Source organism: Jiella sp. M17.18 (assembly GCF_041027365.1).
Lineage (GTDB): Bacteria > Pseudomonadota > Alphaproteobacteria > Rhizobiales > Rhizobiaceae > VKMB-3413.
In genome coordinates, this window is record NZ_JBFTEH010000002.1 from 563,541 (window position 1) to 575,943 (window position 12,403).

General features: G+C 69.2%; 10 protein-coding genes. 6 read left to right on the top strand and 4 right to left on the bottom strand.

The features are described from left to right. The first annotated feature begins 169 nt into the window (after positions 1-169). The 3 genes from AB5S17_RS06080 to AB5S17_RS06090 are packed head-to-tail and all read left to right on the top strand — an operon-like array spanning position 170 to position 3,496. Positions 170-1,192 carry a hypothetical protein gene (locus AB5S17_RS06080; RefSeq protein ID WP_369237195.1) on the top strand — a complete coding sequence of 341 codons (1,023 nt, stop codon included), beginning with the start codon at positions 170-172 and terminating at the stop codon, positions 1,190-1,192. Then, positions 1,179-1,844: a gluconate 2-dehydrogenase subunit 3 family protein gene (locus tag AB5S17_RS06085; protein ID WP_369237197.1), complete on the top strand. Its 666-nt coding sequence runs from the start codon at positions 1,179-1,181 to the stop codon at positions 1,842-1,844. The genes AB5S17_RS06080 and AB5S17_RS06085 overlap by 14 nt, the downstream gene beginning before the upstream one ends. After that, positions 1,841-3,496: a GMC family oxidoreductase gene (locus tag AB5S17_RS06090; RefSeq protein ID WP_369237199.1), complete on the top strand. Its 1,656-nt coding sequence runs from the start codon at positions 1,841-1,843 to the stop codon at positions 3,494-3,496. Before AB5S17_RS06085 ends, AB5S17_RS06090 begins: the two co-directional genes overlap by 4 nt. 64 nt (positions 3,497-3,560) lie before the next feature. Here the strand turns inward: AB5S17_RS06090 and AB5S17_RS06095 are convergent, their stop codons facing one another. The 4 genes from AB5S17_RS06095 to AB5S17_RS06110 all read right to left on the bottom strand — a co-directional run bounded on the left by AB5S17_RS06095 (position 3,561) and on the right by AB5S17_RS06110 (position 7,996). Continuing rightward, positions 3,561-3,926: a sensory rhodopsin transducer gene (locus AB5S17_RS06095; RefSeq protein WP_369237201.1), complete on the bottom strand. Its 366-nt coding sequence runs from the start codon at positions 3,924-3,926 to the stop codon at positions 3,561-3,563. Positions 3,927-3,966: 40 nt separating this feature from the next. Next, complete coding sequence (locus tag AB5S17_RS06100; RefSeq protein WP_369237203.1) at positions 3,967-4,578, bottom strand: cysteine hydrolase family protein; 612 nt, start codon at positions 4,576-4,578, stop codon at positions 3,967-3,969. 173 nt (positions 4,579-4,751) lie between these two features. Then, on the bottom strand, positions 4,752-6,071 hold the full coding sequence (locus AB5S17_RS06105; protein ID WP_369237205.1) for a UDP-glucose/GDP-mannose dehydrogenase family protein: 1,320 nt from the start codon (positions 6,069-6,071) through the stop codon (positions 4,752-4,754). 125 nt (positions 6,072-6,196) lie between these two features. Continuing rightward, on the bottom strand, positions 6,197-7,996 hold the full coding sequence (locus AB5S17_RS06110) for an SLC13 family permease (RefSeq protein WP_369237207.1): 1,800 nt from the start codon (positions 7,994-7,996) through the stop codon (positions 6,197-6,199). 652 nt (positions 7,997-8,648) lie between these two features. On the opposite strand from AB5S17_RS06110, the gene AB5S17_RS06115 reads away from it, so the two are divergent. Genes AB5S17_RS06115 through AB5S17_RS06125 form a run of 3 tightly spaced genes read left to right on the top strand, consistent with a single transcriptional unit; the run spans position 8,649 to position 12,276 of the window. Beyond that, positions 8,649-9,119 (top strand): DUF2271 domain-containing protein, encoded by a 471-nt coding sequence (locus tag AB5S17_RS06115; RefSeq protein WP_369237209.1) that lies wholly within the window; start codon positions 8,649-8,651, stop codon positions 9,117-9,119. A 12-nt stretch (positions 9,120-9,131) separates the two neighbouring features. After that, positions 9,132-11,339, top strand: coding sequence for a PepSY domain-containing protein (locus AB5S17_RS06120; RefSeq protein WP_369237211.1), 2,208 nt, complete (start codon positions 9,132-9,134; stop codon positions 11,337-11,339). Next, complete coding sequence (locus AB5S17_RS06125) at positions 11,320-12,276, top strand: FAD:protein FMN transferase (RefSeq protein WP_369237213.1); 957 nt, start codon at positions 11,320-11,322, stop codon at positions 12,274-12,276. The genes AB5S17_RS06120 and AB5S17_RS06125 overlap by 20 nt, the downstream gene beginning before the upstream one ends. The last annotated feature ends 127 nt before the right edge of the window (positions 12,277-12,403 follow it).

A 12,403-nucleotide genomic window follows, 5' to 3' on the forward strand; every position in this document is an offset into this window, starting at 1 on the left:
CTTTGCGGTCTGCACGACAGCACGCAGCGGCTGCCCGGCCGATGACCCACCTAACCTTTATTTAATCCTCGGCCTCAGAACCCCGCCCTAGGTGACGCATTGACATTCCCGTGATGTCGGGCGTCTCCGCGCCCGGCTTCCGACCAGCAAGAGGGGAGGCTTCGAGCACGTGCAGCTATTTCAATCCGCCGGCGCCGCCCGGCCGAAACCACGCCGTTCCTGGTCGGGCGATGCGCGCCCGGCGCCCTCGGCCGACCAGCCGAACATGCGCAGCGGAACGCTGCTGGCCGTCACCGGTATCGGGCTGATCGCCGCGGGCGCGGCCGGCACGCTTCTGCTGAGCCGCGACGGCCGGCGCCCGTCGCAGGCGACGCGGCTGGCCGCCTATGGCGCGGCTCTGCTCGGGGCGAGCGTCCTCGCCGACAGTGCCATGGAGCATTACCGGGGCAACTACCGCCGCAAGGAGATGTTCGTGGCGCCGATCGTCGCCGCAGGGACGATCGCGACGGCGCTCGCCACCGCCCTGACCAGCCGGGCCGCCACATACAAGAGTGCGCTGTTCGGCGGCGCGATCGCCACCGGCCTGTTCGGCCTCAGCTTCCACGTCAAGAACATCCTGTCGCGTACGGGCGGCCTCTCCTGGAACAACCTGTTCTACCGCGCCCCCTTCGGCGCGCCGGGCGCGCTGGCGCTCGCGGGGGTCGCAGGCGTCGGCGCGGTCGCGGCAGACCGGGCCGAATGGCGGGAGCGCCTCGGCCACGCCGGTCACGGCCGACGCGCCGGACGCGGGCTCGGCCTGTTCACCGCAGCGGGCCTGTTCGGCCTGACCGCCGAGATCGGCCTCCTGCACTTCCGCGGCGCCTTCCACGACAAGCTGATGTATGCGCCGGTTCTCGCTGTGCCGCTGACCGGCATGGCGATGCTTGCCGCCACCGCCGACCCCGTTCCGCGGCGCAACGACCTCGCGCGAAAGACGCTGGAGACGACGGCGGCGCTGGGGATCATCGGCACCGGCCTGCACGCCTACGGCGTCAGCCGCAACATGGGCGGCTTCACCAACTGGACGCAGAACCTCTTCCAGGGGCCTCCCATCGCCGCGCCGCCGAGCCTCGCCGGCATCGCCTTGATGGGTTTTTCGGCCCTGCACCTTCTCGACCGGCATGGCAAGGAGCCGTCTTATGGCCGAGACTGATCCGGAAGTGAGGGAGGTGCCGTTCGAGACGCCGTATCCGGACTACGACGTCCTCGGCAAATGGGACTCGCCCTCCTACAACGACGCGACCCGGCGCGTGGTGGCGGACCGGCTGCACAACGTGCCGGAGCGCCGGTTCTTCGACGACGAGACCTTCGCGCTCCTGCGCGCGGTCATCGACGCCATCCTGCCGCAGCAGGACCGCACCGAGCGGGACCGCATCAAGGTCGAGGCGTGGATCGACGAGATGCTCTACACGAACAAGAGCGACGGCACCCATTATGCCGGCACCCCGAGCAGGCGGGAGGTCTGGACGCGGGGCCTCGCGGGCATCGAGCACGAGACGCAGCGCCGCCACGGCAAGGGCTTCCGCGAGCTCTCCTTCCAGGAGCAGCACGCGCTTCTGAAGTGCCTCGACGAGGGCGAGGCCGATCCCGACGCCTGGCACGGCATCGACGCGAAGAGCTTCTTCCGGGGGCATCTCCTGAAGGAGTCCGTGAAGATCTATTACGCCCACCCCTATGCCTGGGACGAGATGGGCTTCGGCGGCCCGGCCGCGCCGCGCGGCTATCTCCGGCTCGGTCCCGACGACCGCGATCCGTGGGAAGCGCGCGAGGACAGGGCGCCGCAGAAAATACGAGGACTGCCATGAGCACCGTCGTCTCCGACGCACAGGAACACATCCGCGCCACCGGCGGCCGCGCGCCGAACGTCTTTCGGCCCGGCGAATGGGTGCCGATGAAGGAGTATCCGGAGAACGAGCCGGTCGACTTCGCCATCGTCGGCACGGGCTGCGGCGGCAGCGTGCTCGCCGCGCAGCTTGCAGAGGCGGGCTATTCCGTCGTCGCCTTCGATGCCGGCGCATTCTACCGGCCGCTCGAAGATTTCGCCTCCGACGAGCGCGAGCAGGAAAAGCTCTATTGGCTGGAAGACCGCATCTCCGGCGGCGACAACCCGATCACGCTGGGCTCCAACAATTCCGGCCGCGCGGTCGGCGGCTCCACCGTCCACTTCCAGATGGTGGCACTGCGCTGGCGGCCGGAATGGTTCAAGTCCCGCTCCAACTTCGGCTACGGCCATGACTGGCCGGTCGACTGGCGGGAGATGTGGCACTACTACGCCAAGGCCGAGGACGCGATGAAGATCGCCGGCCCGATCAGCTATCCCTGGGGTCCGCGCCGCGGCCGCTATCCCTATCGCGAGCACGAGCTTTCGGCCTCCGCCCTGGTGCTCGCCAGGGGCGCCGAGGCGATGGGCGTGAAGTGGTGCGCGACGCCAACCGCGACGCTCTCCGCTCCGCGCGGCGAGGCGCATCCGTGCGTCTATCGCGGCTTCTGCAAGGTCGGCTGCGCGACCAACGCCAAGCAGTCGATGCTCGTCACCTTCGTGCCGAAGGCGCTGCGCAAGGGCGCCGAGATCCGCGACCTCGCAATGGTCGGCAAGATCGAGACGGGGCCGGACGGGCGCGCCACCGGCGTCCACTACCACCGCCAGGGCGAATGGCGCTTCCAGAAGGCGAAGAACGTCGTCGTCTCCGGCTATTCGATCGAGACGCCGCGCCTCCTCCTCAACTCCGCCTGCCCGCAGCATCCGGACGGGCTCGCCAACTCCTCCGGCCAGGTCGGCAAGAACCTGATGGTGCATCTCAACGACGCCGTCTGGGGGATCATGGAGGAGGAGATCCGCTGGTACAAAGGCCCCCCTTCCCTCGCGGTCTGCGAACACTGGAACTACGAGGACGCCGGCAAGGACTTCCACGGCGGCTACTCGTTCATGAGCCAGGGGCCGCTGCCGACCGATTTCGCGACGTCGCTGGTCTCCAACGAAGGCGTCTTCGGCCACGAGCTGCGCAAGTGGATGAGCCACTACAACCACATGGCCGGGCTGAAGATGGTCGGCGAGACCATGCCGCAGGAGAAGAACCGGGTCGAGCTGTCGGACGAGACCAACGAGATCGGCCTGCCGATCCCGAAGGTCACCTTCTCCTACTGCGACAACGACAAGAAGATGGCGAAGCACGCCCAGAACTTTCAGGGCGAGATGCTGCGCGCGGCCGGTGCGAAGAGCCTCTACAACACCTCCAGCACGGCGCATCTGATGGGCGGCTGCCGGATGGGCGACGATCCGAAGTCGAGCGTCGTCAACGAGGCCGGCCGGTCCTGGGACATCGACAACCTCTTCGTCTGCGACGGCTCGCTGTTTCCGACGGCGGGGGGCGTCAATCCGTCCATGACGATCGTCGCCAACTCGCTGCGGATCGCCGACCGGATCATCGCCATGGGCAAGCGCGGCGAGTTGCACTGAGCCCCGGCGCGGCAGGGGGAGAGGCGATGGCGCCCCTCCCCGCTCCTGCCGACGCTTGATCCTCTCAGTGGAACGGCACCGTCGTCATGACCGCGATATGGGGATCGCGGGAGTCGAGCCGGGTGTGCTGGCAGACGACCGGCACGTTCGACCGGATCACCGAGGCGAAGGTCGTGTCGCGCGGCACCGGCTCGGGATCCTTCATGTCGTTGAAGCGGAAGTGCGTCACCCGCTCGGCCGGAACCTCGAGGCGGTACGGACCGGCCGGGCCGCGGTCGCCGAAATACAGCGTCACTTCGAGCTCCGCGTCCGTCTTGCCGGGATTGAGCACGCAGAGCGCCTCGTGCGACACGAATTCCGGCGTCTCGCTGAAGCTGCCGGTCGGAATGTAACCCTCGGCGATCGCCCAGAGCGTCTTGCCGATGTCCATCGTGTTCTCTCCCCGTTGTGATCACCGGCAGAGGAACGTTTCAGCCGGTCCAGCGCTCCAGGATCGCGTCGCTGCCACTCAATTCGACCTGCTGCCCGAAACGGTCGGCATAGACCTTCATCAGCGCGTCGTGCGTCTCGTCGGCGCCGCTGCAGATCGCATCCTTGGCGAGGATCACGCGAAAGCCCTGGTCCATCGCGCCGAACACCGCGGCGAGCACGCAGACATCGGTCTCGGCGCCGGTGATCACCAGCGTCTCGATCCCCCGTTCCTTCAGGAATCGCGCCAGCCGCCCGTCGAAGAACGGCGAGTAGACCGGCTTGTCGAAGACGACGGCCGGCGGCACCAGGTCGCGCAGCGGCGCGACGAGTTCGATCAGTTCCGGGTCGATCTCGTTCAGCGTGAACTGGTGCCAGCGGCCGAAATAGGAGCGCCAGGCGCCTTCGGCCTCTTCCGGCGCATGCGGCGGGACGAAGCGGGTGAAGACGGTCGCCTCCGGCCGATGCCGCGCGATCCGCTCGACCACCGGCAGGACGCGGTCCATCCAGGGCGTGCGCCACTCCGTATCGTCCTTGAACATCCGCTGCATGTCGATGCACAGATGCGCCGTCCTCCGGTCGAGGCGATCGTCGCTCTGTCGGTTGCCGGTCATGGTCGCTCCCGCTGCACTCGGCCCCCGGAGCGTCGACGTGTGGGAATGCTGCTCGCGAGGGCCATCGATCGGTTTGCGCGGCGTCGTGCCGGGCATGCCGATGGTCTGCGAAAATGACGGGGCACCGGCGCAGTTCCGGAAAAGTCCCGTCGCTGCCTACGGAGCGGTCGCCGTCAGGCCTGCGGCCGTTCGGGACGGCCGATGCCGCTGTGGCGCAGCCCGTGCTTCGACAGCTCCTGCGGCGGATAGACGTTGCGGAGGTCGACGAGGACCGGCTGGCGCATGAGGCTCTTCAGGCGGGACAGGTCCAGCGCGCGGAACTCGTCCCATTCGGTGACCAGCACGACCGCATCGGCTCCCTCGGCGATGTCGTATGCACCATTGCCGTAGTGGACATCGCTCATCAGCGTGCGCGCCGCCTGCATGCCCTCCGGATCGTAGGCACGGACGATCGCACCCTTGTCCTGCAGCGCCTGGATGATCGAGATCGCCGGCGATTCCCGCATGTCGTCGGTGTTCGGCTTGAAGGTGAGGCCCAGCACCGCGATCGTCTTGCCGCGCACGTCGCCGTCGAGGGCGGCGATCACCTTGCGCGCCATCGCCCGCTTGCGGTTGTCGTTGACCGCCACCGTCGCCTCGATCAGCCGCACCGGGCTCTCGGCGTCCTGCGCGGTCTTCACCAGCGCCAGCGTGTCCTTCGGAAAGCACGAGCCGCCATAGCCGGGGCCGGCATGCAGGAACTTGTCGCCGATGCGCTTGTCGAGGCCGATGCCCTTGGCGACCTTCTGGACGTCCGCACCGACCTTTTCGCAGAGGTCCGCGATCTCGTTGATGAAGGTGATCTTCATCGCCAGGAAGGCGTTGCCGGCATATTTGATCAGTTCGGACGTTCGCCGCTCGCAGAACAGGAGCGGCGACTCGTTGAGGTAGAGCGGCCGGTAGACCCGGCGCATCACCTCGACGGCGCGCGGCTCCTCGGTGCCGATGACGATGCGGTCCGGCCGCTTGAAGTCGGAGATCGCCGCGCCCTCGCGCAGGAATTCCGGATTGGAGACGACGGCAATGTCGGCGTCCGGGTTCTCCTCGCGCATGATGCGCTCGACCTCGTCGCCGGTTCCGACCGGGACGGTCGACTTGGTGACGACGACGGTGAAACCCTGGACCGCACGGGCGATCTCGCGGGCCGCGCCATAGACGTAGGAAAGATCCGCATGGCCGTCGCCGCGCCGGGACGGTGTGCCGACGGCGATGAACACGACATCGGCGTCCTGCACCGATCCGGCGAGATCGGTGGTGAAATGCAGCCGGCCGGCGGCGCTGTTCGACTGCACGATCTGGTCGAGGCCGGGCTCGAAGATCGGGATCTTGCCCTCTTTCAGCGCCGCGATCTTCGTCTCGTCCACGTCGACGCAGACGACGTCGTGGCCGAAGTCGGCAAAGCAGGCGCCGGACACGAGCCCGACATAGCCGGAACCGATCATCACAAGCCGCATTGGGAAACCCCTCGATCCAGTCGATGTGCCGTGGCCGGCCGATCCCGACCGTTCGGCTCTCCCTAACTCCCGTCATCCGCGAAGGGAAGCATTCCGGTCAGCGAAGCCGGACGGACGTCGCAGGATCAGTGCGTCGCCAGCGGCCAGACCAGCGGGACCGTCAGCACCGTCACGATCCCCGCCAGCACATTCAACGGCAGGCCGACACGGATGAAATCCAGGAACCGGTAGCCGCCGGCCGAATAGACCAGCGTGTTCGTCTGGTAGCCGACGGGGGTCGCGAAGCTGGCGCTCGCGGCGAACATGACGGTCGCGACGAAGGGCCTCGGATCGAGGCCGAGCGAGACGGCGAGCCCCATCGCCATCGGCGTCACGACCACCGCGACGGCATTGTTGGTGACGATTTCGGTGAGGATCGAGGCGATGGCGTAGACGACGGCGAGGACCGCCAGCGGCGGCAGGCCGGACAGCGTCGAGCGCAGCGTTTCGACGACGAGCCTGGCGCTGCCGGCATTCTCCAGCGACTTGCCGACGACGAGCATGGCGAAGATCAACAGGATGATCCCCCAGTCGACCGAGCCGACGGCCTCCTCGGAATCGATGCAGCGGGTAAGGAGCACGAAGGCGACGGCGATCCAGGCGATGCCGGCGATCGGCATCAGCCCGAAGGCGTTGCCGAAGACCACGGCGGCGAGCGCCAGGAGCGCCAGCGGCGCCTTGCCGCGGCGCACCGCCCGCTCGCTCGGCTGGGTGAGGTTCGCGAGCCGCATGTCGTCGGCAAGGCGCCTCAGATCCTCCGGCGCGCCCTCGATCATCAGCGTGTCGCCGATCTCCAGACGCGTCTCCTCCAGCCGCGCCTCGCTCTCGCCGTGGCGATGCAGCGCGAAGGGATAGACGCCGTAGCGCCGGCGCAGGCGCGCGTCCTTGAGACGGCGCCCGACGAGGCGCGCGCCGGGCGTCAGCAACACCTCCACCACGATGGCGGAGCGGGCGGCGACGGGCTCGATCCCGTCCGACGTCTCGAACGCGACGTCCCGGGTCTCGCGCAGGGACAGAAGGTTCGACCGGTCGGAATGCAAGACGACGATGTCGCCGGCCTCGAGGCTCGACGGCATCTCCCGCCGCAGCGAGAGGTCGCCGCGCAGGACATCGACAACCCGCCGGTCCGGCCCCTTGAAGAAGCCGATGGCCTCGACATTGCGCCCGACGAAGGGGCTGCCGGCGGGGATCAGCAGCTCGACGAGGAACTTCGATCGGTTCTGCCGCGAGAGGAGCTCAGCGGGATTGACCCGCTCCGGGATGAGATAGCGCGAGGCGAAGACGAGGTAGAGCCCGCCGACCGCCGCCAGCACGACACCGACCGGCGTGATCTCGAACAGGGTGAACTTCGGCAGGCCGGCGGCCGAGGCGACGCCGTCGACGAGAAGGTTGGTCGAGGTGCCGATCAGCGTGCAGGTCCCGCCGAGGATCGCGGCGAAGGAGAGCGGCATCAGGATGCGCGAGGGGCTCGCCCCGATCGATCGCGAAAGGCCGGCCGCCAGCGGGATCATCATGACCACCAGCGGCGTGTTGTTGACGAAGGCCGAGGCGAGGATGGTGATGCCGAGGAAGCCGGCGATCGCCGCGCCCTTGCCGAACCGCGCGAGCCTGTCGAGGTGGCCGGCGAGTTCGTCGAGGACACCGGTGCGCACCAGCGCGCCGCTCAGCATGAACATCGCGATGATGGTCCAGGGCGCGGAATTGGCGAGCGCTTCGACCATGGCCTTGGAATCGATGAGGCCGAGGACGAGCGCCGCCGCCATGCCGGCGATGGCGACGACTTCCGCGCGATAGCGCTCGCTGGCGAAGGCGACGAGCAGAACGAGGACCAGCGCAAGCGCGATCCCTGCCGCGTAGAGCTGCAGACCGAGTTGGGCGAGGAGCATCGGGACGCTCGGCGATAGGAGAGATCGAAGCGGCAGGATAGCGCCGAAGGCCGCCATGCGTCAGGCAGGCGCCTGCCTCCGGGCGCGCCCGGCCGGAGAGAAGCGTTCCAAAATGCGGGCTCTTACGAGAATTGCCGGACTTGCGGAGCGAGCGCCTGCATCCGCACCTTCCTCTCAAGGCTCATGAGCTCGCGGCACGCGCCCGCGACGGGACGCCGTAAACACCAGGTGGGCCCGCCCTCGGTCCGAGCGCAGGCAGGACGGATTGCCGGCTTGCGGGCGGTGAACGACATCATGGCCACATCCGCCCGGACGCCGGGAGGAGATTTTCCCGATCCGGTGAGGACCCGGATGGCCCTACAGGCCGATGCGCCGTCGCAAGGCCGGGCTTTCGTGCCGGACCGGAATACAAGCTCGACGTCGCCCCCTGATCACGAAGCAGATCGGAGGCGAGGAGCGACAGGCGGATGACAGGCGGTATGTGCATTTTCGCAGATGCTCATCCACATCTTCCGGCCGGTTGGATTCGACTGCCGGATGACTGTGCTTCGCCGGCGGCCCTCGGGGATTCCGGCCCGCAATGCACGCGATGAGCCCGACGGGACGGCATCGCGCGGCGGCGGTGCGCCGCCACTCCACGAAGGCAGATCCGATGAAATCCCTCCTTGCCGTGCTTTCATTGACCACGGCCCTGACGATCCCGGGCGTCGCCATGGCCCGGCCGGTCACGCTGACCGCGCAAATGACGAACTATGGCGGCGACGGCGCCTATTTCGCGGTCTATCTCACCAACCGGTCCGGCGCCTATGCCGGAACCCTGTGGCTGGCGGGGAGCCGGTCGCGGTACTTCCGGCACCTCACCGAATGGTATCGCGCCGCGAGCAGCACGTCCGCCCGCATCCACGGCGTGACCGGCGCCAGCGTCGGAGCCGGCCGAACGGCGAAGGTCTCGCTCGACATCGCGGATGCGCTGTTCGACGCGGGTTACACGCTGCACGTCGACGCCGCCGCGGAAAACATGCGCGAGAGCCGGAACGAGGTCTCGCTGCCGCTGACCACGCAGGGCTCCGGCAAGGCCGCCCGCGGTCGGCGCTACGTCGCGCGCTTCGCCTATCACATGTGAGGAGACGAGCCGGTGATCCGTGCTCTCCATCGCTGGCCGGCGCTCATCGCACTGGCCCTCGTCACGCTGCTCGCGCTCAGCGGAGCGGTCCTGTCGGTCCTTTCGGCCTCCGAGCGTCTCGCAGCGCCGCAGGCGGAGGGAACGCTGAGCGTCGCGACGCTCGCGGCGCGGATCAAGAGCGTCTATCCCGGCGTCGAAGAGATCCGGCGCGCTCCGTCGGGGCAGATCACCGCCTACTGGTTCGACGCCAACAAGCCCGGCTCCGCGATCATCGACCCGGCGACCGGGCGCGGCGTCGCCTCGGCCAAGCCCAACCAGTTCGAGCGCTGGCTGATCAATCTGCACCGATCGCTGTTTCTGGGCGACGGCGGCCGCATCGTCATGGCGATGGCGGCGGCGTCGCTCCTCGTGCTGGCAATGTCCGGCGCCGTCCTCGTCGCGCGGCGCACCGGCGGCTGGCGGCGATGGCTGTCGCCGCTGCGCGGCCCTCTGCCCGGGCGGCTGCACGTGGAGATCGCCCGCCTCGCGATCGCCGGCCTGATCCTGTCTTCGGGAACGGCGCTCTGGATGACCGCCTCCACTTTCGGCCTCCTGCCGGATGCCGGCGCGGCTCCCGGCCTGGAGGTCGCGTCCAGCGGCAAGACCGGCATCGCCGTCGACACGATCGGCCTTCTGAGGCAGACGCCCGTCGCGCAACTGCGCGACCTGTCCTTCCCCGCTCCGGACGATCCCACCGACGTCTTCACGCTGAAGACCGATGAGGGCAGCGGCACGATCGACCAGGGCACCGGCGCGCTGCTTGACTGGACCGCGATAACGACCTGGCAACGCGTGTCCTACAGGGTTTCCATGATCCACACCGGTCGGGGCGCTGCGCCGATCGGGCTGCTGCTCGGTCTGATGGCGCTGGGCATACCGGCCATGGGCGCGACTGGGGTCGTCGTCTGGCTGACCGGGCTGCGGACGCGCCTGAAGATCAAGGGCAATGTCGCCGCCAGCCGCGCCGACACCATCCTCCTCGTCGGCAGCGAAGGCGGCAGCACCTGGGGCTTCGCCGCGACGCTGCATCGGGCGCTGACCGCCAGCGGCCAGCGCGTGCATGCCGCTCCGATGTCGGCCTTCGCGCCGGCGCGCTACGCCAGGGCCCGGCGCTTCGTGATCCTGGCGGCGACCTATGGCGACGGCGGTCCGCCCGCTTCCGCCAAAGGCTTCCTCGACCGTCTGGCCCGGCTCGAAGCGGCACCGGCCGCGCCGGTTGCCGTGCTCGGCTTCGGCGACCGCAGCTTCCCGGCCTATTGCGCCTTCGCGCAAGCGGTCGCCGCGGCGGCCGAGGCGAAGGGCTGGCGCCGCCTGGTGGCCTTCGACACGGTGGACCGCCAGTCGCCGCAGGAGTTCGCGCGCTGGGGCCGATCGCTCGGCGCGGCCATGGGCCTGGAGCTCGAACTCGCCCACCAGCCGGTGCTGCCGGCCTCCCAATCGCTGACGCTCGTCTCGCGTCGCGACTATGGAGCACAAGTGCAGGCGCCGACGGCGATCCTGCGCTTCGCCCTCCCCCAGGCCTCGCTTTGGCAGCGCCTGACGGGGCGCGGGATCAGGCGGTTCCAGGCCGGCGATCTCCTGGGCATCCTGCCCGAAGGCTCCGCCGTCCCCCGCTTCTACTCGCTCGCATCGGGGCGCCGTGACGGCTTCGTCGAGATCGTGGTGCGAAAGCATCCCGGCGGCCTGTGCTCGGGCCAGCTCAGCGCACTGGCGCCGGGGGATACTGTCTCCGGCTTCTTCCGCCCCAATCCCGGCTTCCGTCCCGGCGCCGGCAGCGCTCCGCTGATCCTGATCGGGGCCGGCACCGGCATCGGGCCGCTCGCAGGCTTCCTGCGCGCCAACGGGCGCCGGCGCCCCATCCACCTGTTCTTCGGGATGCGCCACCCCCACAGCGACTTCCTCTATGCGGAGGACCTCGCGCAGTGGAAGGCCGCAGGCCGCCTGACCCGCCTTGTCACGGCGGTCTCGCGTGCGAGGCGGCCGCGCTACGTGCAGGATCCGCTGCGCGCGGAGGCCCCGCAGGTGGCTCGCTTGATCCGGAACGGGGCCCGCGTCATGGTCTGCGGCGGACGCGGAATGGCGTCCGGGGTCGCTGAGGCGCTGGCGGATATTCTGGCTCCGATGGGGCTGACGCCGGCCGCGCTCAAGGCCGAGGGCCGCTATGTCGAAGACGTCTACTGAGGTCTCGCGCCGCGCGCTGAACGGTCCCACCATGGGCACGCGCTGGTCGGCGCTGTTCTTCGCGCCGGCGGGCTTCGACGTGGATCCCGTCCGGGCCGCATTGCAGGCGGCGGTCGACAAGGTCGATCAGCAGATGTCGACCTGGAAGCCGGACAGCGACCTCTCGCGCCTCAACGCGGCGGCGCCGGAGACCTGGATCGCCGTGCCGCCGCAGCTGATGACGGTGCTGGAGGCTGCGCTGGAAATCTCCCGCGCCTCGGACGGCGCCTTCGACATCGGCGTCGGCGATGCGGTCGCCGCTTGGGGCTTCGGCCCGGCGGAGGCGAATGCGGACGCTGTACGGGCAGCGCTTGGCCGCAAGCGCCGGCCGGCCTGCGACCTTCTCGAACTGGACCAGGCGGGCGGACGGGTGCGCAAGCACGGCCCCCTGACCGTCGATCTCTCCGGAATCGCCAAGGGCTACGGCGTCGACCGGCTGGCCGAGGCCGCGTCGGCTTCTGGCGTCCGGGCGGGCCTCTTCGGCATCGACGGCGAGCTGCGCGCGGTCGGGCTTCAGCCGAACGGGGAAGCGTGGAATGTCGCCGTCGAGCGGCCGGATCGCTCGGTGCGGGCGCCGCACGCCGTTCTCGCCCTGCATGATGCGGCCGTTGCGACCTCCGGCGACTACCGGCATTTCGTCGCCGTCGGAGACCGCCTGCTGTCGCACACCATGGACCCCGCCCGTGGCGGACCGCTCGCCGCCTCGCCCGCCTCCGTGACGGTGGTGGCCGCGACCTGCATGGCTGCGGACGCCTGGGCGACGGCCCTGATGGTGCGCGGCAGCCGGGAGGGCGCGCAGCTGGCGCGTCGCCACGATCTCGACGTCCTCTTCATCGACCGGGACGGCGAACATCTCCGCGAGACCGCGGTCGGGCGTCTCTTCCGCGGCGAACCGTAGCAGCCTCTCGGCGATAATCCGCCCTCGCCGCTTCGCCGACGTGCCGCTCCGGCGACCTTGCAAAGCCGGCCCCGCCACCATTGCGCGCGAGCCAGAGCCGTGCCAACGGATCTGCATGGCCTGGTGA